20 protein-coding genes are annotated in these 20,163 nt (G+C 54.7%); 13 read left to right on the top strand and 7 right to left on the bottom strand.

The window, feature by feature from the left end; all coding sequences use genetic code 11:
• Window positions 1-14 precede the first annotated feature (14 nt).
• From hslO to AC6I8W_RS19140, 4 genes are read right to left on the bottom strand one after another with little or no spacing between them, the layout of a single operon-like run.
• Window positions 15-881 (bottom strand): Hsp33 family molecular chaperone HslO, encoded by an 867-nt coding sequence (hslO, locus tag AC6I8W_RS19155; protein ID WP_497836253.1) that lies wholly within the window; start codon window positions 879-881, stop codon window positions 15-17.
• Window positions 882-906: 25 nt separating this feature from the next.
• Window positions 907-1,308 carry a ribosome-associated heat shock protein Hsp15 gene (gene hslR / locus AC6I8W_RS19150; protein WP_013510824.1) on the bottom strand — a complete coding sequence of 134 codons (402 nt, stop codon included), beginning with the start codon at window positions 1,306-1,308 and terminating at the stop codon, window positions 907-909.
• Window positions 1,309-1,321: 13 nt separating this feature from the next.
• Window positions 1,322-1,990 carry a GMP/IMP nucleotidase gene (yrfG, locus tag AC6I8W_RS19145; protein WP_497836252.1) on the bottom strand — a complete coding sequence of 223 codons (669 nt, stop codon included), beginning with the start codon at window positions 1,988-1,990 and terminating at the stop codon, window positions 1,322-1,324.
• Between the two features lie 53 nt (window positions 1,991-2,043).
• Entirely contained in the window at window positions 2,044-4,185 is a 2,142-nt protein-coding gene (locus AC6I8W_RS19140) for an intracellular growth attenuator family protein (protein ID WP_497836251.1), read from the bottom strand.
• Between the two features lie 405 nt (window positions 4,186-4,590).
• Here AC6I8W_RS19140 and nudE point away from each other — a divergent pair, with 405 nt between their 5' ends.
• Window positions 4,591-5,157 (top strand): ADP compounds hydrolase NudE, encoded by a 567-nt coding sequence (gene nudE, locus AC6I8W_RS19135; RefSeq protein ID WP_497836250.1) that lies wholly within the window; start codon window positions 4,591-4,593, stop codon window positions 5,155-5,157.
• 73 nt (window positions 5,158-5,230) lie between these two features.
• Here the strand turns inward: nudE and mrcA are convergent, their stop codons facing one another.
• Complete coding sequence (gene mrcA / locus AC6I8W_RS19130) at window positions 5,231-7,780, bottom strand: peptidoglycan glycosyltransferase/peptidoglycan DD-transpeptidase MrcA (protein ID WP_497836249.1); 2,550 nt, start codon at window positions 7,778-7,780, stop codon at window positions 5,231-5,233.
• Between the two features lie 232 nt (window positions 7,781-8,012).
• Between mrcA and pilM the strand changes: the two genes are divergently transcribed.
• From pilM to trpS, 12 genes are all read left to right on the top strand, one after another.
• Complete coding sequence (gene pilM, locus AC6I8W_RS19125) at window positions 8,013-8,828, top strand: type IV pilus biogenesis protein PilM (protein ID WP_497836248.1); 816 nt, start codon at window positions 8,013-8,015, stop codon at window positions 8,826-8,828.
• A complete protein-coding gene (locus AC6I8W_RS19120) occupies window positions 8,828-9,370 on the top strand; it encodes a PilN domain-containing protein (RefSeq protein ID WP_497836247.1) in 543 nt (180 codons plus the stop codon). Before pilM ends, AC6I8W_RS19120 begins: the two co-directional genes overlap by 1 nt.
• Window positions 9,363-9,857, top strand: a complete 495-nt coding sequence (locus AC6I8W_RS19115) for a HofO family protein (protein WP_497836246.1) — start codon at window positions 9,363-9,365, stop codon at window positions 9,855-9,857. Before AC6I8W_RS19120 ends, AC6I8W_RS19115 begins: the two co-directional genes overlap by 8 nt.
• Complete coding sequence (locus AC6I8W_RS19110) at window positions 9,847-10,236, top strand: HofP DNA utilization family protein (protein WP_497836245.1); 390 nt, start codon at window positions 9,847-9,849, stop codon at window positions 10,234-10,236. The genes AC6I8W_RS19115 and AC6I8W_RS19110 overlap by 11 nt, the downstream gene beginning before the upstream one ends.
• Window positions 10,172-11,437 carry a DNA uptake porin HofQ gene (gene hofQ / locus AC6I8W_RS19105; protein WP_497836244.1) on the top strand — a complete coding sequence of 422 codons (1,266 nt, stop codon included), beginning with the start codon at window positions 10,172-10,174 and terminating at the stop codon, window positions 11,435-11,437. Before AC6I8W_RS19110 ends, hofQ begins: the two co-directional genes overlap by 65 nt.
• 380 nt (window positions 11,438-11,817) lie before the next feature.
• Complete coding sequence (gene aroK / locus AC6I8W_RS19100; RefSeq protein ID WP_041525861.1) at window positions 11,818-12,339, top strand: shikimate kinase AroK; 522 nt, start codon at window positions 11,818-11,820, stop codon at window positions 12,337-12,339.
• A gap of 38 nt (window positions 12,340-12,377) precedes the next feature.
• The gene (gene aroB / locus AC6I8W_RS19095) at window positions 12,378-13,469 is read left to right on the top strand and encodes a 3-dehydroquinate synthase (RefSeq protein WP_497836243.1); all 1,092 of its coding nucleotides are present in this window, start codon (window positions 12,378-12,380) and stop codon (window positions 13,467-13,469) included.
• 70 nt (window positions 13,470-13,539) lie between these two features.
• Window positions 13,540-14,541, top strand: coding sequence for an SPOR domain-containing protein (locus AC6I8W_RS19090; protein WP_497836242.1), 1,002 nt, complete (start codon window positions 13,540-13,542; stop codon window positions 14,539-14,541).
• A gap of 96 nt (window positions 14,542-14,637) precedes the next feature.
• Window positions 14,638-15,450 carry an adenine-specific DNA-methyltransferase gene (gene dam, locus AC6I8W_RS19085; protein WP_497836241.1) on the top strand — a complete coding sequence of 271 codons (813 nt, stop codon included), beginning with the start codon at window positions 14,638-14,640 and terminating at the stop codon, window positions 15,448-15,450.
• A 65-nt stretch (window positions 15,451-15,515) separates the two neighbouring features.
• A complete protein-coding gene (gene rpe / locus AC6I8W_RS19080) occupies window positions 15,516-16,199 on the top strand; it encodes a ribulose-phosphate 3-epimerase (RefSeq protein WP_497836240.1) in 684 nt (227 codons plus the stop codon).
• On the top strand, window positions 16,183-16,860 hold the full coding sequence (locus AC6I8W_RS19075) for a phosphoglycolate phosphatase (protein ID WP_497836239.1): 678 nt from the start codon (window positions 16,183-16,185) through the stop codon (window positions 16,858-16,860). The genes rpe and AC6I8W_RS19075 overlap by 17 nt, the downstream gene beginning before the upstream one ends.
• 16 nt (window positions 16,861-16,876) lie before the next feature.
• Window positions 16,877-17,881 (top strand): tryptophan--tRNA ligase, encoded by a 1,005-nt coding sequence (trpS, locus tag AC6I8W_RS19070; RefSeq protein ID WP_497836238.1) that lies wholly within the window; start codon window positions 16,877-16,879, stop codon window positions 17,879-17,881.
• Window positions 17,882-17,937: 56 nt separating this feature from the next.
• On the opposite strand, the gene cysG is transcribed toward trpS, so the two are convergent.
• Window positions 17,938-19,302: a siroheme synthase CysG gene (gene cysG, locus AC6I8W_RS19065; RefSeq protein ID WP_497836237.1), complete on the bottom strand. Its 1,365-nt coding sequence runs from the start codon at window positions 19,300-19,302 to the stop codon at window positions 17,938-17,940.
• A gap of 56 nt (window positions 19,303-19,358) precedes the next feature.
• On the bottom strand, window positions 19,359-20,162 hold the full coding sequence (gene nirC / locus AC6I8W_RS19060) for a nitrite transporter NirC (RefSeq protein WP_497836236.1): 804 nt from the start codon (window positions 20,160-20,162) through the stop codon (window positions 19,359-19,361).
• Window position 20,163 lies beyond the last annotated feature (1 nt).

Raw genomic sequence — 20,163 nt, 5'->3', positions numbered from 1 at the left:
CCGCCCGATAACGATCAATGTAGTTGATCGCTACTGCCTGTCGGCTTATTACGGATGGCCGCGATATCGACCGCATCGTATACGTAATGCGCACCACAGTAGTCGCAATGCATGTCGATTTCACCGTCTTCTTCGAGGATCTCATCGACTTCTTCAACCGGCAGCGTTTTCAGCACTTCGCCACAGCGTTCACGTGAACAGGTGCATTTGAAACTGACCGTCGTCGGATCGTATACCGTGGCTTCTTCCTGATGATACAGACGCCACAGCACGTCAGTGGCAGGCATCTCGATCAACTCTTCGCTTTTCACCGTTTCGGTCAGGGTTGCCAGATGGTTGAAGTCATCAAGATTTGGCTCTTGAGCCGGCAGCACCTGCAACAGGATCCCGGCCGCACCTTTTTCACTGGTGCGAATAAACAGACGGGTTGGTAACTGCTCGGAGCGCATAAAGTAATCTTCCAGGCAGCCTGCCAGCGTATCTGCCTCCAGACCCACGACGCCCTGATAACGCTCGCCTTTCTCCGGGGAGATGGTGATCACCAGATAACCGTTACCGACCATTTGCTTCAGGCTGCTGCCTGGCGCGATCTCTTCTTTTACGCGTGCCACACCACGCAGTTCCTGGCGGTTGTTACCATTGATCACCGCCAGTGACAACGGGCCATCGCCCTGCAACTGCACGGTGATATCGCCATCGAATTTCAGCGTTGCGGTCAGCAGACTGGTGGCTACCAGCAGTTCGCCCAGTAAGGTTTTCACCGGTTCGGCGTAGTCGTGGTTTTCCACGATGTCACGCCAGGTCTGGGAAACATTCACCAGCTCGCCGCGCACGGCCACATTTTCAAACAGATAACGATGCAGTTGATCTTGAACAGACATAGGTTTTCTCTCGTTGGGGCGCGAGTTATTCATCGCCCGACAATTTAAATTTCATCAGATCGCGGCGCTCTTTCTTGTCCGGGCGACGATCCGGGTGCGGCATACTCAGCGCGTTCATCTTGCGCGCCAGCGCCAGCTTTTCCCGTTTCTCAATGCTGGCAGCCGTTTCAGCATAAAGTCCCTGTGCTTCAGTGGCCGGACGCCGCTGCTCGCTGATGGCGGTAATGATGACGGTGCGTTCATCATTGCCCTGACGTAGCGTCAGTTCCGCTTCCAGCTCCACCAGCTTACTGGGTTTGCTGCGCTGGCCGTTGTAATGCACCTTGCCGCCTTCAATCATCTCGCGGGCGATGGCACGGGTTTTGTAAAAGCGCGCCGCCCACAGCCATTTGTCGAGACGCACGCCTTCACTGTTTTTCTCTTTCATTGCGGCTCCTGATTTAACCGAGCGTTTCCAGCAGCTCCCGATAATCTCGCACCGCTGGATGACGGCTGAAAGATTGGTCCGGGCGGCCTGAGTCCGGATTGCTGACGCCTAAACACCAACCGATGCCCCAGCGCGTAGCGGCATCAAGAATCGGTTCGCTGTCATCAATAAACAGCGTGCGCGCATTGTTGAAGCCGGTTTGTTGCTGTACCGCTTGCCAGAGACGCTGGTCCTCTTTCGGATACCCAAAAGTATGGGTAGAAAGTAATAAATCAAGGTGGGCAGCCAATCCGGTCTGCGCCAGTTTGACGTCCAGATTGTAAGGATGGGCATTGGTCAGCAGAATGGTGCGTTTTCCTGCTGCCCGCAGCGCCTGTAAAAACGGTAACGTATCCTCGCGCATCGCTGCGCGATCGCGCTGTGCGAAGGTCATCGCGCGGATATCCAATGCCAGCTCCTGCGACCAGTAATCCAGACAGTACCAGTTTAGCGTATGCGCAACGGCGTGATACTTTTCCCGGATCAACTGATGGGCTTCGGTCAGCGTGATAGCGCGCTCGCGACTCAGGGTTTCCGGGACGTGTTCCAGCCAGAAATGGCGATCAAAAGCGAGATCGAGCAAGGTGCCGTCCATGTCCAGCAGCACGGTATCGATCCCGGTCCAGTTAAGCGTAATCTGCATGTTTTTCCCCCGCCCTGAAAACAGGGCGACAGGGTAGCACAGAAGGGAAAGGCTCAGAACAGCGAGCGCACGCTCTGCATAGTGCTGAGATTGTGGTTAAAACATTTGTCGTAGTACTGCTGAATCTCGGCCATCCGCAGACGATTGCGGTGGACGCGGCGTAACGCCAGCAGTCCATTAATCAATGCACAACCCGCCAGTACCACCATCAATAATGCGGTGCCAAGATAGCGCCACTGCGCCAGAGCATCCGGTTCATTGTGCAGTGCGATATGGCGAGTGCCATTGGCATCGGTGGTGATGCTGGTAATGATGCCACTAGCGGTGAAGGGGGTGTGCAGCAGCATACCGGACATATGTTGCAGCTCACGCCATTGCGATGGCGCATCCAGATCGAACAAGGGGACGGATGGCTGTGGCTGATTGACCAACTGGCGGCCTTCATCGCTGATGATGAGAAAACCACCCGGCGGTGGGCTATTGAGGTTTTCCGCTGCGCGGCGTGTCTCACGTGAGAAGAAGGTGGAGGTGGCGGTGTTGACGAGGTTTTCCAGCGCTTCGGCACTGACCGGACGCAACAACACGTTCATGCCATTCAGACGGCCGGAATCGGCACGATGAATCAAGGTGTCCCAATCTTTCGCGTTACCGAGATTGACCAGCGCATTTTTCAGGCGCACGCAATCCTGCTGCTGGCTGCACAGGTCCTGAGTTTTCAGCACCAGATCGGAGAAATCATCCAGCAGAATCATGCCCGATTTCTGAATGGCTGAGGCGAGCTGTGGATTGAGTTTCGGATCGGTGTTGGTTTCGGGATGCAACTGGCGTGTGGTGGTGTCGAGCAGCGCGGCAGCTTTATCAATAATATCGGACTGCGGTTGCGGCAGCGGTGATGCGTTATTCCAGTAGATGGCGGAGCAGTCGAACGGCATAAACGCATAGCTGCGATTGCTTTGATAGTTACCGGGTACGGAACACATACCGGTGCCACTGACCTTCAGGCTATCGCCAATGTGCAACGGCATGGCGTTGAGTTTATAGACGTTATTCACTTCCAGGCTTTCGGTGCCTTTGACCCAGGCGAGGCTGAGTTTGATCGGCATGCTGAGGGGTATCCAACTGACCAACATCACCAGCACCAGCAGCGAACCGCAGGCCAGTACCAGATTCTTACGCCAGCGCTGCACCGGGAAATTACGCACTTCGTCCTGTAACGACAGAAAACGTCCCTGACGTACCACCTGGCGGTTCAGGTAAATATCGACATCCGTGACCTGGCCTAAATCGTGCGCCACATAGGGCTGCCAGTGTGACGGATAGACTAAATCGATGATGCCCAGAGAGATATTACTCTGCTCCTGATTTGACTCACCAAACAAGCCCCAGCGTTTCGGAGCACCGCGCAGACAGTGCACGTCACGTAGGCCGTTTTCACCGGGGAAGCGGTACAGGAACCACAGGCTAACGGCGATCATCGCGCTGGCGAGCAGGGCCATCCATATCATCATGCTGCCGGGCAATAGCAGACTGAGGAAGAACAACAAAAAGGCAAAGCAGATGGTCGCGGCTTCTCGAGTGCCGTCGGGGCGTGACAATTGGTATTCTTCAGGCGTCTCTTTACGTACGTGCAGCAGCTCAACGTTTTCGCTCTCTTCTTTGCGAATTGAGGCGTTGGTCGACATGGTTCGCACCAGCGGGGGGAGAGCGGGCTGTTCCACCACGTAATTCACCAGAGAATGACCATTTAGGGAAATGACCAGCGGCATGGTTTGGGTACGGATAAGTTCGACGTAGTTTTCATCGGCGATGTACTGTTCCCACAGCGGCGGCAGATGAACTTCGACGGCATCCAGATAATAGCGCCATTTTTGTGGGTCATCGGTCGATAAACCATAACGGGTGATGGCGCGAGTGACGGGGTAGACGTTGTTGCTTTGTGCGGTCAGCGTCAGGCCTTCCGACTCCTGCTGTTTTTTACCCGCTCGTGTGACGGGTTGCTGGCGCTGTTTGGCCAGGGCGGCAATGTATTTTTCAACAGCTGCACGTTCTTCATCGGTGAGTTTACGGTAGGGCGGATTAATGAACGGCAGAGGTTTCGCCAACGGCGGACGATGCCGCATAGCGTACCAATAACCTATGCCCGCGAGCATGGAGCAAGCCATCACAATGGCTAAAATAATGATAATTGTGCTCATGCTTTGCTCAGTTCAGCCAAAAAACTGCCTTCACGTTAACGATCTGCTCCCGATGAATGATCAATACAGGTCAATTTTGGCGAGCTGATGTCATTCTGACAAGTGAAATGTCAGATAAAATAACGCGCAAAATCATTGAATTAGAAATTATTAGATTATTCCTTATAGGAATGTTATCGGGACTCCACTCAATTAAACATCGGTATTTTCTGAATTTCCCCACTCGTCATTGACTTATTGTGAGAATTTTAATGCAGAAATAACAATATGTTGTTAGTACCCGTTAGCAAATATATGACAGCATAGTTTACCTGTGCTGTTTGTCGCACAATTGTTCAGGCTTCGGTATGCTGTGTCGATGCTGGCATTATCGCATCACAAGGTTGTGCAAAGTTTGAGGCTGATATGAAAACTCCACAGAAAAAACCTGACATCCTCAACGTCGAGACGGTGGCTCGCTCCCGATTATTTACCATTGAAGCTGTCGATCTCGCTTTCAGTAATGGCGCGAAGCGGGTTTATGAACGCATGAAGCCTTCTGAGCGCGAAGCGGTGATGATTGTGCCGATTCTAGGCGATGATGTAATCCTGATTCAGGAATATGCCGTCGGACTGGAAAGTTATGAGCTGGGCTTTCCCAAGGGGCTAATCGATCCCGGCGAAAGCGTGTTTGAAGCGGCGGATCGCGAGTTAAAAGAAGAAGCGGGTTTCGGTGCCACTAAACTGGAAACGCTCGGCAAGCTGACTATGGCTCCCTCTTATTTCTCCAGCAAGATGAATATCGTGGTGGCAGAAGGGTTGTATGAAGAGAGGCTGGAAGGGGATGAGCCAGAGCCGTTGATTGTGCGCCGCTGGCCGCTGAACAATCTGCTGGCGTTACTTGATGAACCCGATTTTCGTGAAGCCCGCAATGTCAGCGCGTTGTTTCTGGTGCGCGAGTGGCTGGTGCAGCAGGGGCGTCTGAGTTATTGATATAGCGCGATAAATCGCGCGGATTTGATCTCACTATCATAAAAAAGCCGGCAATCTTTGCCGGCTTTTTTTATCAGAACAGTTCGTGACTTTGTCCGTTGTCCATGATGGTGGTACCCACGTCATGGACCGAGTATTCCGTCGGCTGTGTGCCGTTGATGAAATACTCCTGACGCGAATTACCGCCGCCATTGGCCAACTTGCCGGTGCTGCGATCAATGGTCACTGTCACCACGCCATCTGGTGGCGTGAGTGGTTGGTCCGGCACGCCATCCAGCGCGATTTTCATATAAGCATCCCACGCTGGTTGCGCACTTTTCGCGCCGCCTTCATAGCCAGAAATCTGATCCGGAATGGCACCTGAAACCGTGGTGCGACCCAGCGCGCGTGAATCATCAAAGCCGATCCAGACGGAGGTCACTACGCCAGGGCCGTAACCGGAGAACCAGGCATCTTTCGAGCTGTTGGTCGTACCGGTTTTACCACCGATGTCGTTACGTTTCAGGTCACGGCTGGCGCGCCAACCTGTACCCATCCAGCCCGGTTCGCCAAAGATATTGGTGTTCAGGGCGCTTTTAATCAGGAACGACAGCGGTGTATTGATCACATGCGGCGCATATTGCTGGTCGCCCGCTGGTTGCGGCTGGGCTGGCACTTGCTCCAGCTCAGGCTGTGGCACCGTCTGGTTTTGCGCCTGATTGGACACCGCAACGTTTTCAACGCTCTCTTCATTCAGCGCGAGCGACTTCTGCGTATCACCGTAAATCACCGGCAGATTGCACTGCGGGCAGGCGATCTTCGGTTTGGCTTCAAATACCGTGGTCCCCTGTTCATTGACAATTTTGGCGATGAAATAGGGATCGATCAGGAAACCGCCGTTCGCCATTACCGAGTAGCCCCGCACCACCTGCATTGGGGTGAACGAAGCCGCACCCAGTGCCAGCGATTCGGTATGCACAATGTTCTGTGCCGGGAAGCCGAAACGTTGTAGATACTGTGCTGCGTAGTCTACACCCATTGCACGCATGGCACGTACCATCACTACGTTTTTCGACTGGCCTAAGCCCTGACGCAGGCGAATAGGGCCGTCATAGGTGGGTGGTGAGTTTTTCGGCCGCCAGTCAGCACCGGCACCGGCATCCCAACGGGAAATCGGTACATCGTTGAGAATCGAGGCCAGTGTCAGGCCACGGTCCATCGCTGCGGTGTAGAGAAACGGTTTAATGTTGGACCCGACCTGGCGCAGGGCCTGGGTTGCGCGGTTAAACATGCTCTGGTTGAAGTCAAATCCACCCACCAGCGCACGAACCGCACCGTCTTCAGGATTGAGCGATACCAGTGCGGAGTTTACTACCGGCACCTGACCCAGCCACCAATCATTGTCAACTTTGCGTACCCAAATCTGCTGACCTGTCTGCAACACCTGCGACACGCTACGCGGCGTGGGGCCTTGCAGCATGTCGGATTTATAGGCGCGCGCCCAGCGCACACCGGCCATCGTCAACGACACGCTGCTGCCATCTTTCAGCATCGCTGTGGCTTCATCGTTGCTCACATTGGTAACGACTGCCGGATTAAGCGGGCCGTAAAGCGGCAGATCTTTCAGCGCGTTCTGAATGCGGGTTTGATCCCAGCTGGCTTCACCCACTTTCCACAACACGTTGGTGGGGCCGCGATAACCGTGGCGCATGTCATATGCCATCACGTTATTGCGTACCGCCTGCTGTGCCGCCTCCTGCAAACGGCGGGTCACCGTGGTGTAAACCTTATAACCATCCTCGTAGGCATTGTCACCGTATCGTTTCACCATTTCCTGACGCACCATCTCACTCAGATACGGCGCAGAAAAGGCAATTTCCGGGCCGTGATAGCTGGCGGCCAGCGGAGCGTTACGGGCGTCGTCGTACTGTTGCTGGGTGATGTACTTCTGGTCCAGCATACGCGACAGCACCACATTACGACGCGCCAGTGCGCGCTGGTGCGAGTAAAGCGGGTTGAAGGTGGACGGCGCTTTCGGCAGACCGGCAATCATCGCCATCTCACTCAGCGATAGCTGATCGACTGACTTACCAAAATAGACCTGTGCGGCCGCACCGACGCCGTAGGCGCGATAACCGAGGTAAATTTTATTGAGATACAGCTCCAGAATTTCATCTTTGCTCAGCAGCTGTTCAATACGAATCGCCAGGAATGCTTCCTTAATCTTACGCATCAGCGTGCGCTCCGGACTAAGGAAGAAGTTACGGGCGAGCTGTTGAGTAATGGTACTCGCACCCTGTGAGGCATGGCCGGATACCAACGCAACGCTGGCAGCACGGAAAATACCAACCGGATCAACGCCATGATGCTCGTAAAAACGGCTATCTTCGGTGGCAATAAACGCTTTGATCAGCTCAGGCGGCATTTGTTGCAGGGTAAGCGGCACACGGCGTTTCTCACCGTACTGGGCGATCAGCTCGCCATCCGCACTGTAAACCTGCATCGGGGTTTGCAGGCGCACATCTTTTAATGTGTTTACGTCGGGCAACTGCGGCTCTATGTATTTGTACAAACCATAAATCGAGCCGGCTCCCAGCAAGATGCAACACACTGCAAGGATTAATAAATACTTTACGAACTTCACCTGAGATTTCCCATCTGTTGTCGTTTGGGCAGTTTATAAACAATCGCGCGGTAGTATAAAGGCAAGCCTGACGCTTTGATATACCCGGCATACTTCAAGTCCCCTGGGGGGCGACTTTTGGGACAGACGCGCAGGTCCCCTGGTGGCTAACCCGAGAGTTTATGCAGTAGCAGCCCTGCGGCGACACAAGATATTTCGGGTATTTACCTCTTACGATAAGGAGATCGCGCGCATGGCTTTTCAGTGCTGGCAAATTGGCCTGGATATTCAGAATGGAAAATTGTGTACGGTGGCGATTCAGCGCCGACGTCAAGGCTGGCAACTCAGGCATTGGCAGCAGCAGGCGCTGCCGGAAGATACGTTAAAAAATGGTGTACTCCAGTCATCACCCGCTTTGTTGGCGGCGCTACGCCAGTGGAGGTGCCAGTTGCCAGGCCGCTATTCATTGCGCGTCGGCTTGCCGCCGCAACTGGTGCTGCAACGCACATTAGCGTTACCGGAAGTCACGCTGCGTGAACCGGCATTAAATCGCTATGTTCAGGCATCGGCACAGCGCTTGTTTCCAGTTGAACCCGCATCGCTGGCGCTGGATTATCGTGCATCCTCCGCATCCTCCGCATCCTCCGCATCAACCCAGCTATGCATCACCGCAGCACGGCGTGAAGTGATTGCGCAGTGGCTCGCTCCCCTCGAGCAGGCTGGTCTGCAACCTGATGTGTTCGAATTAAGCAGTCTCGCACTGGCTCAAGTTGCACGGCGTTTACCTTTGCGTCATCAGCAATTGTTGATTCACTCGTTGAGCGATCACTGGCTGTGGTATCTGGCCGGTGAGATGTGTACCTCAGGGGCATGCACAGAACCTCTCTCGCTGGCACATTTGCGGGAGACATTTCCGCAGATGGAATCAGCGCTGAGTACCACACCGATGGCAGGATTCACCTCTGTTCACCCCTTTTCTCTGCTGCACTATTTGCAGTTACCGCTACCGGATCACGAGGGGGATTTTACCCTGGCACTCGGTTTGGCATTACGTCCGGAGGATGCCTGATGCTGACGGTTAATTTACTTCCCTGGCGTCTCAGGCAATGGCGGCGTCAGCGGCGGCAGAATCTGATGCTGCTGGCGAGTGGTTCAGGTATCTGCCTGCTGATTTTACTGTTGTGTGGCTGGCGAGGATATCTCGTCAGTCAGCAGCAGCAGGCTGAACAACGGCAACTCGCGCAACGAATTAGCGAGCTTGATCAGCAACTGAGTGAGCAACAGAGATTGCTGCGTCAGCGCGATGCGTTATTGCAAACGCAACACCGGCAACAGACGCGTCAGTTACAGCATCTGGCCTGGCAGCAGTTTTGGCAGAAATTACCGCAATTGATGCCGGAAACGCTGTGGCTGAGCCGCATGGAGCGCAGGCAAGGACAACTGGTGCTGGAAGGCATGGCATCCAGTATGGCGGATATAGGTGATTTTCGCCGCCAGTTGGGGAGGCAATCACTGTTTCCGGTGATTCGCCAGGGGAGTGTGCGGCGTCAACCGGATGGCCACTATCGTTTTACATTGCGGGCACAGGTTGCGGAGGTTAACGGTGAATGAAGGACTACAGCGCTGGATGCAACTGGCGCTACCGTGGCGAGCCGCCTTGTTGCTGGGATTGCCACTGTTGGTGTTGATGCTGGGTTGGCTGGTGATGCTGTTGCCGCAACAGCAGGTCAATGCCCGGCAGGAACGCCAACTCATGCAACAGGCGCAGCTTGAAACGCAGCGTCTGCAACAACTCGCTTTGCGCCCGTCCGTTACTGGTTTGCTGGCTGAAATCAACGAGCTGCAACAACCTGCCGCCACCACCAGACAGCTTCTGTTACTCGAAAGCCTGTTGGCCGATCGGGGAACACAACTGGATGCCTGGCAGCCCGAAAGTCAGCCACAGCACGTTGTACTCAAGCTGAACTGGCAGCAATTTACGCCGTTGTTTGCTGAGCTGGGGCGGACGGCGCTGCCGGTGCCGGAACGTTTTCAACTGCAGTCGGAGCTGGGAACACTCATGACGCAGTTGTGGCTGGAGAACAGTGATGCGGAGTAGCGCTCTCCTGTGTTTCCTGCTGTGTAGCCCGGTGGTGCTGGCGCGAGATCCTTTCCAGCCCGTGACACCTGCACTCTGCGAGGCAGCAATAGCCCCGCCGGAAGGATGGCGGTTGCAAGGCATTGTTGGTGTTCCTGATCACTATGTCGCCTGGCTACGTTCACCGCAGGGAAAAAACATCAGGCTGACGGAACAAATGTACTTGCCTCAGTTGCCCTGGCGTGTGCAACAACTGACGGCTCGTTCAATACTTTTGCAGGTGGAGCAAGGCTGTGCACCACAGCATATGCAATTTCGTATAAAAGGAGGTTTTTATGCCACGGATGAAGGTATGGCTGCTGTTGCTACTGTGTCTGATCGCACCACTGCACGCCACTGAGCAGCGATTGAGTCTGGTCTTCGACGATGCACCCGTTGAAAACATTTTGCAGGCGCTGGCAGATTACCAACAAACTAATCTGCTGATTGCTCCGGGTGTTGAAGGGCGTCTTTCGCTGCGCCTGGAGAATGTCGAGTGGCAGCGTGCGCTGACGCTGGTTTCCCGGCTGGCGCGACTGAGTGTCGCTCAGGAGGAGGGGGTGCTACTGGTTTATCCGGAAAGCTGGCAGCAGTGGCAGGCACAAAAAATACAGGCAGAGCGCGAGGAACAACAGCAGCACATCCCATTGACACAACAAACGGTGACTTTCCACTACGCCAATGCCAGTGATGCCTTGCGCAGTTTGCAAGCTGATCGCTCGCTCATGACCCCGCGCGGTAGCGCCACTGTGGATAGCCGCACCAACAGTTTGCTGCTGCGTGACACTCCCCAGGCGTTACAGGAGACGATACGTTGGCTCAGGGCGCTGGACCTGCCGCTGGAGCAGGTCGAGTTGTCAGCCCATATTGTGACCATCAGCGAGGAACATTTGCGCGAGCTGGGGGTGAACTGGGGACTTTCACCGGCGGAAGAGGTGATGCAAACCCTGCGCAATCCTCAACTGGGGATCCCGCTGGCGGTGAGCAACCCCACCTTTCGTATGGGGGTTACGCTAGGTCAGGTGGGAGGAGAGCTGCTTAATCTTGAGTTGAGTGCGCTGGAGCAGGAAAGTCAGATTGAAATCATCGCCAGCCCACGGCTTTTTACCTCACATCAGCAAACCGCCACCATTAAACAAGGTACGGAAATACCCTATGAGGTGAAATCCGGTAACAGCGGCGCGACGGCGATCGAATTCAAAGAAGCAGTGCTGGGTATGGAGGTGACTCCGGTGGTTCTGGGCAACGGGCGCATTCAGTTAAAACTCCGTCTGAGCCAGAATATGCCGGGCCGCAGTATCAACACCGGTGAACATCAAACCTTAAGTATTGATAAGCAGGAAATCGACACCCAGGTCACGTTGCGCGATGGTGAAACCCTGGCGCTGGGCGGTATTTTCCAGCAGCAGCGTTCGCAAAATGAAAATCGCGTGCCCTGGCTGGGGAAACTACCGGTAGTAGGAAATCTTTTTCGCCATCAAACGGATGAGCACAAGAAAAAGGAGTTGGTGATCTTTATTACACCGAGACTGGTCAGGGAAGCAGCGCTTACGACCGGATAAAGAGGAAAATTCGCTCTGTGATGCCAACTGCGTTGACGCAGGACAGGAATTAGCTTACAAGGTTTAGCGATTTTTAAACGGTGTAACGGAACGCGACAAAAAATCTCCCGATGGGCGTCAGTCACAAGCGATACTGACGCCAAATGAACATATACCCTGAGGTCTAAAGGGGTTGCGGAGGTGCGTTACCGTCTCGCGAACCACAGACCGGTCCTGTTAAGAGGTCGCCGGGGGCAATTTATTCGGTTGCCAAACGGCCATGAGTGTTGAGATAATTTTTCGTCTGACTCTTGCTAACGCTCATGAGGTCTCAGTTCCTGTCCCGCCAGCTAAAGCTGAACGCGGGGTATCATCAACGAATTCTTAGTAATACCGACAAAATGGCAGAGAAACGCAATATCTTTCTGGTTGGGCCGATGGGTGCCGGCAAAAGCACTATTGGTCGTCAGTTAGCTCAGCAACTCAATATGGAATTTTTCGATTCCGATCAGGAAATTGAGCGACGTACCGGAGCGGATGTGGGCTGGGTGTTTGACGTTGAAGGCGAAGCGGGTTTCCGCGATCGTGAAGAAAAGATTATCAATGAACTGACCGAGAAGCAGGGCATCGTGCTGGCTACTGGTGGCGGTTCCGTCAAATCCCGAGAAACCCGTAATCGTCTCTCCGCCCGCGGTGTGGTCGTCTACCTCGAAACCACCATCGAAAAGCAACTTGCCCGCACGCAGCGTGATAAAAAGCGCCCGTTGCTGCAGGTTGACTCGCCGCCGCGTGAAGTACTGGAAGCACTGGCTGGCGAACGTAACCCGCTTTATGAAGAGATCGCTGATGTCACTATCCGCACTGACGACCAGAGTGCAAAAGTAGTGGCGAATCAGATCATCAATATGCTGGAAAAAAGTTAATCCAGCGCCTGAGGGCTAAGTCATAGGTATCGGTCATCATGGAGAAGATCACTGTCTCACTCGGGGATCGTAGTTACCCCATCACCATTGCTGCAGGGCTGTTTAACGATCCGGCTTCTTTTTGGCCGCTGAAAGCCGGTGACAATGCCATGCTGGTCACTAACCAGACCCTGGCACCGATCTATTTGCAGAAGTTGTCAGCGCTGCTGGGTGCAGCAGGGGTGAAAGTGGATCAGGTGATCCTGCCTGATGGTGAACAGTATAAAACGTTGGCGGTGATGGACGAGGTGTTTACTGCCTTGTTGCAGAAACCTCATGGCCGCGATACCACGCTGATTGCGCTGGGCGGTGGTGTGATTGGTGACCTCACCGGTTTCGCTGCGGCCAGCTACCAGCGCGGCGTGCGTTTTATTCAGGTACCGACCACATTGCTTTCTCAGGTGGACTCCTCCGTTGGCGGTAAAACCGCCGTTAACCATCCACTCGGCAAAAACATGATAGGCGCGTTTTATCAGCCTGCCTCAGTGGTGGTTGATACCGATTGCCTTGCCACACTGCCGCCGCGTGAACTGGCGTCCGGTCTGGCGGAAGTCATTAAATACGGCATCATTCTTGATGGTGATTTTTTCCAGTGGCTGGAGCAAAATCTTGATGCTCTGCTGGCCCTGGATGAAAAAGCTATGGCTTACTGTATTCGCCGCTGCTGCGAGCTGAAAGCCGAGGTAGTGGCAGCCGATGAACGTGAAACTGGTCTGCGTGCGCTGCTGAATTTGGGCCATACTTTTGGTCATGCCATTGAAGCCCATATGGGTTATGGCAATTGGCTGCATGGTGAAGCGGTGGCGGCTGGCATGGTGATGGCTGCGCGTACTGCTGAGCGTCTTGGTCAGTTCAGTGCAGCGGATACCGACCGTATTATTGCGTTGTTACTGCGTGCCGGTTTACCGGTGCATGGCCCGGAAAGCATGGCGGCTGAAGCGTATTTACCGCATATGATGCGTGATAAAAAAGTACTGGCGGGCGAACTGCGTCTGGTGCTGCCTCTCGCTATTGGTCGCTCTGAAGTGCGTGCAGGCGTAGCACATGATATGGTGCTGGCTGCAATTAACGATTGTCAGAAATCATTATAATACCCGACGGGTAGAGAAAAGAGTGGTGATGCGGCGCGTCGGATGCGTGCCGTTTTACGGAGGAGGCTAAATGGATGAGTTTAAACCGGAAGACGAGTTAAAACCTGATGCCAGTGACCGTCGTCCCACGCGGCCCCGCAAATCGTCGTCTGCGCCAAAAGTAAAAGTACCGGTTTCCCGTCAGCATATGATGATGGGTATCGGGATTCTGGTCCTGTTATTGCTGGTACTGGGTATTGGTTCTGCACTGAACGGCCCGGATGAAAGCAAACCAGCGAATACCGCAGGAAATAACAGCACAGCCCCTGCTTCTGGTGGTGCGGAAAAGAATATTGATCTCTCCGGCTCCACCTCTATGAGCGGCCAGCAGAACGCGACGCCAGCGCCGGAAGGCAGCGCACCTCAGACTGCCGCGACTGACAACGGTTCACAATCCATCTCCATGCCTCCTGTGTCATCGACGCCAACTCAGGCTGCACCGGTTGACACGCCGACGAATCAACAACGCGTGACCTTACCGGGTGATCTCAATACGGCACTGAATAATCAGCAGGGTCAGGTTGATAACGCAGCGCAAGGTGCGCAGGGTAACAGTTCGCTGCCAACCGCACCCGCGACAGTCAGCGGCAGCGGAAAAGCAATTTCCCCGCCGATCGCGCGTGAAGAAAAACCGCGTGCTGGCAGCCAGCGTGAAACCCATACCTCAACGCATAAAACCCCTGCGACTGCTAAGCCAGCAGTACGAGAGAGCAAACCGCAGTCGACAGTCGCGCACAGCACTGCACCGGCCAGCAGCGGTGCCAGCAAGTCGCTGCCTGCGGGTAATTATACGTTGCAGTTGAGCGGGGCATCGAAAGCGGAAAGCCTTAATGCCTGGGCGAAGAAACAAAATCTGAGTGGCTATCACGTGTATAAAACCACCCGTAATGGTCAGCCCTGGTATGTTCTGGTCAGCGGCTCTTATGCCACTCCGGCAGATGCCAAACGCGCGGTATCTTCGTTGCCAGCCGAAGTACGGGCGCAGAATCCGTGGGTGAAACCCCTGAGCCAGGTGAAAAAAGAGAGCGAGTAATCATTGTGGGGTCGCAACACTGTGGCCCCGTTTTAAGCGCAAAGCTGCTGTCGGTATCGCCACAGCCAATAATTAAGATGTAATAACCACGACAGCATGAAAAAAAATCGCGCTTTCCTGAAATGGGCCGGAGGGAAATACCCGCTCCTTGATGACATTCGTCGTCATTTGCCGCAAGGCGACTGCCTGATTGAGCCATTTGTCGGTGCCGGTTCTGTGTTTCTCAACACGGATTACGACCGTTATCACCTGGCGGATATCAATAGTGACTTGATCAACCTGTACAACATCGTCAAAACCCGCACGACAGAGTTTATTGACGATGCTCGAAAGTTATTCACACCGGAAGTTAACAACGCTGAGTTTTACTACGCGCAGCGGGTTACTTTTAACGCCAGCCGTGATGTGTATCAGCGCGCCTTGCTGTTTCTGTATCTCAATCGTCATGGCTATAACGGCTTGTGCCGTTACAATCTGCGCGGTGAGTTTAATGTGCCTTTTGGTCGTTATCGCAAACCTTATTTTCCTGAAGCGGAACTGTTGTGGTTTGCTGAGCGAGCGCAAAAAGCCACTTTTGTCTGCGAATCGTACGATGTTACTCTGAACCGCGCGCATAAAGGCTCGGTGGTGTACTGCGATCCGCCGTACGCGCCATTGTCAGCGACGGCCAACTTTACCGCCTACCATACCAACAGTTTCAGCATGCGCGAGCAGCAGCATCTGGCGGAACTGGCGGCACAGCTGGCAAAAGAGAATCAGATTCCGGTATTGATTTCCAACCACGATACCCTGCTGACGCGTGAGTGGTATCGGAATGCGGTATTACACGTTGTCAAAGCCCGGCGTTCCATCAGCCGAAGCATAAGTGGTCGCACTCAGGTTGACGAACTGCTGGCGCTTTTCCGCTAGCCTGTTTCGTCCGCGACCAACGCATTACGCCAGCTCGCACTGGCGCACAAAATTGGGAGAATCGGATGAAACAATTTTTACTGGCCCCTTCAATCCTGTCTGCTGACTTTGCCCGCCTGGGTGAAGATACCGCCAAAGCGCTGGCGGCAGGCGGCGATGTGGTGCATTTCGATGTGATGGATAACCACTATGTTCCCAATCTGACTATGGGGCCGATGGTGCTGAAAGCATTGCGCGACTACGGCATCACGGCACCCATTGATGTGCACCTGATGGTAAAACCGGTGGATGAACTGATCCCGGCCTTTGCCAAAGCGGGTGCCAGCTACATCACCTTTCACCCCGAAGCCAGCCAGCATGTTGATCGCACGTTGCAACTGATCAAAGAACACGGTTGTAAAGCGGGTCTGGTGTTTAACCCGGCCACCCCGCTCAGCTATCTCGACTATGTGATGGACAAGCTGGATGTCATTCTGCTGATGTCGGTCAACCCTGGTTTTGGCGGCCAGTCTTTCATCCCCGGTACGCTGGATAAACTGCGCCAGACACGTCGTCTCATTGATCAGAGCGGCTATGATATTCGCCTGGAAGTGGATGGTGGCGTAAAGATCGACAACATCGGTCAGATCGCCGCAGCCGGTGCGGACATGTTTGTCGCGGGTTCAGCCATTTTTGGTCACCCCGATTACAAAAAAGTGATCGATGCGATGCGCGGCGAACTGGAGAAAGTTAATGGCTCATTTCACTGATATTCGCGCGCTGGCGTTTGATCTGGATGGTACGCTGGTGGACAGCGCGCCGGGTCTGGCGCAAGCCATCGATCATGCTTTGGGTGATCTGCAATTGCCGCCACCGGGCGTAGCGCTGGCCTCAACCTGGATTGGTAACGGTGCTGACGTGATGATGGCCCGCGCTCTGACCTGGGCGCTGGGGCGTGCACCGCAGGAGAATGAACAGCATGATGCCCGTACGCTGTTCGACAAATATTATGCCGAAACCGTGGAGGCGGGCAGTACGCTGTTCCCCCAGGTAAAAGCCACGCTGGCAAAATTGGCGGAGAAAGGGTTGCCGCTGGCAATTGTTACGAACAAACCGACGCCGTTTGTCGCTCCGCTGTTGGCTTCACTGGGCATTGCCGACTACTTTTCTCTGATTATCGGCGGTGATGATGTGGTGGTGAAAAAACCGCACCCGGCGGCGATTTTCCTCGTACTGGGACGATTTGGTGTGTTGCCGCAGCAATTGCTGTTTGTTGGCGATTCACGCAATGATATCCTCGCAGCCCAGGCAGCAGGCGTACCGAATATTGGCATGACCTTTGGTTACAACTACGGCGAACCCATCGCCAGCAGCCAACCCGATTTAACACTCGACTCTTTTGACGAACTTTTGCCCACACTCGGGCTGTGATTATCAGGACATAAGCATGAGCAAACCCATCGTTTTCAGCGGCGCCCAGCCTTCCGGTGAACTGACCATTGGCAACTACATGGGGGCGCTGCGTCAGTGGGTGCAGATGCAGGATGATTTCCACTGCATTTACTGCATCGTCGATCTGCACGCCATTACCGTTCGTCAGGACCCTGTTGCGCTGCGTAAAGCAACGCTGGATACCCTGGCGCTGTATCTTGCCTGTGGCATCGATCCGAACAAGAGCACCATCTTTGTTCAATCGCACGTGCCAGAGCATACTCAGCTGAGCTGGATCCTCAACTGCTACGCCTACTTTGGCGAGTTGAGCCGCATGACGCAGTTCAAAGACAAATCCGCACGCTATGAAGAGAACATCAACGCCGGTCTGTTTGATTATCCGGTGCTGATGGCGGCCGATATCCTGCTGTATCAGACCAACCAGGTCCCGGTGGGTGAAGATCAGAAGCAGCATCTGGAGCTGAGTCGTGATATCGCCCAGCGTTTCAATGCGCTGTATGGTGACATCTTCAAAGTGCCGGAGCCGTTTATTCCGAAATCGGGTGCTCGCGTGATGTCGCTGCTGGAGCCGACCAAGAAGATGTCGAAGTCCGACGACAACCGCAACAACGTGATCGGCCTGCTGGAAGATCCGAAATCGGTGGTGAAGAAAATCAAACGTGCGGTTACCGACTCCGAAGAACCGCCAGTGGTGCGCTACGACATCAAAGAGAAGGCCGGGGTATCGAACCTGCTGGATATTCTCTCAGGTGTGACGGGTAAACCCGTTTCTGAGCTGGAGCAGGAGTTCGAAGGCAAGATGTACGGCCACCTGAAAGGCGCGGTTGCCGATGCGGTTTCAGGCATGCTGACCGAGTTGCAGGAGCGTTACAACCGCTACCGCAATGACGAAGCGTTCCTCAATCAGGTGATGCGTGATGGTGCGGCTAAAGCCCGTGCGCATGCGCAGGAAACGCTGAAGAAGGTATACGAAGCGGTTGGCTTTGTTGCCCAGCCTTAAGCGCTAACGCAACTAACTTGAAACGGCGGGCCATGATGGTCCGCCGTTTTTGTTTATCAGAACCAGCGCAGTCGGTCGCGTAATTCGACCACGCGACCGACAATAATCAGCGCTGGGCTGGTGAACTGCTGCGCCATCGCTGCCAATTCACCCAGCGTGCCGGTTGCGACGCGCTGCTGTGGGGTGGTGCCATTTTGCACCAGCGCCACCGGCATTTCTGCGTCCATGCCATGCGACATCAGCTGACGCTGAATCTCCGGTGCCTGCGTCAGGCCCATATAAAACACCAACGTCTGTTGCTCAGCGGCCAGTTTCTGCCACTCAATGTCACCATGTTGCTGCAAATGGCCGGTGACAAAACGCACGCTCTGCGCATGATCCCGGTGGGTCAGGGGAATGCCGCTGTAGGCTGCACAGCCCGATGCCGCGGTAATCCCCGGCACCACGCTAAACGGGACGTTATGCTGTGCCAACATCTCCAACTCCTCGCCGCCACGCCCAAAAATAAAGGGATCGCCACCTTTGAGGCGCACCACGCGTTTGCCGCGTTGTGCCTGTTCTAACAGCAACTGATTGATCTCCGACTGCGGAACGCAGTGGTGTCCGGCGCGCTTGCCGACAAAGATACGCTCCGCATCGCGCCGTACCAGGTTCAGTATCGGATCGGATACCAGACGGTCATACACCACCACATCAGCCTGCTGGATATGTTGTAAGCCTTTGAGCGTCAGCAACCCGGCATCGCCGGGTCCGGCACCGACCAGTACCACTTCGCCTTGCTGTGACAGCGGCGCATCAAACAACGTATCGACCAGCGCATCTGCGCGGGGTTGATCCCCATTAGCCAGCGTTTGTGCCAGACGGTCGCTGGCAAAGAAACGTTCCCAAAAATGGCGACGTTGAGCCATGCTGCTAAAACGTTTTTTCACCCGGGCGCGTAATGAACCGGCCAGCGTGGCCAGTTGGCCAAGATGCTGCGGTAACATGGCTTCCAGCTTTTCACGCAGCAGACGGGCCAGCACCGGTGCACGGCCACCGCTCGATACGGCGATCATTAACGGCGAACGGTCCACGATGGAAGGCATGATGGCGCTGGCCTGTTCAGGGGCATCGACCAGATTACAAAAAATCCGCCGGGTTTCAGCGGCTGCGCCCACCTGTCGATTCACCGCATCATCATCGGTGGCGGCAATCACTAGCCAACAGCCTTCCAGCCATGCCTCAGTGAAGGTGCCCTGTAGAAGTAACACTTTCCCTTGTTGCTCCCATTGCAAGAAAGCAGGGGAGAAATCCAGCGCACCAACGTGCAGGTCAGCACCGGCTTCCAGCAACAAACGTGCTTTACGTTCCGCGACATCACCGCCGCCGACTAATAAACAACGTTTGCCCTGAAGACGGCAAAACAGGGGAAAGTAGTCCATAGCTCATCCTAAAAAAGACCGCCATGATCCGTCGCGACGGATCATGGCGAAAAATATTATGCAGATTTAAGTTCGCTGCTCTGGGTTGCCGCCCGTGGTCGCTGTGCCTGCGGCGTGGCGTACCAGTAACCGAGGCCCATTAACACCATGCCGGAGAACATATTACCCAGCGTCACCCACAGCAGGTTGTGACCAATGCCCGCTAACGTCAGGTCGGCATTATGCTGACCAAACCACGACAAGGCAAAGAGTGTCATATTGGCAACAGAGTGTTCATAGCCAGAGGCGATAAACGCCAGCAGACACCACCAGATAGCGAGGAACTTCGCGGTTCCTTCGGTGCGCACTGCCATCCAAATCGCCAGGCAAACCAGCCAGTTACACAACGCGCCTTTGAAGAACAGCGCGCTGGCCGTTTGGGTGGTTTTCGCCAGCGCGGCACTGTGGACCAGTGAGCCAGCATTGGGCAGTAGCGCACCCGCCGCGTAATAATAAATCAGCGCTACAGCAACGGAACCGATCAGATTGCCCAGCCAGGTCTGCGGCAGAATACACCACATCTGACCGGCGTGAATGCTGCCTGCTTTGACGCCAATGGTGAGGAACATGGTGTGGCCGGTAAACAATTCCGAACCGGCGATGATCACCAACGTTAGTGCGAGTCCAAAAGTCGAGCCCATAATCAGCGGACGGTATGCCGGGTCGGCGAGGTTGCCCAGGGTGAAGATCAGGATAATCGCCAGCCCGACATATGCCCCCGCCATTGCTGAACTGATCCAGAAAGCCAGTGGACTGTGTTGAGCGGTGCGAGCAATGCGCGCCGCATTGGCGGCGCATTTATCCAGGGTGTCAGTAAACATA

This window comes from Pantoea sp. X-Soil-TKNS-1211 (assembly GCF_059730495.1).
The sequence above is the reverse complement of the archived record's forward strand: the minus strand, read 5'-3'. Positions and strand labels throughout refer to the sequence as shown.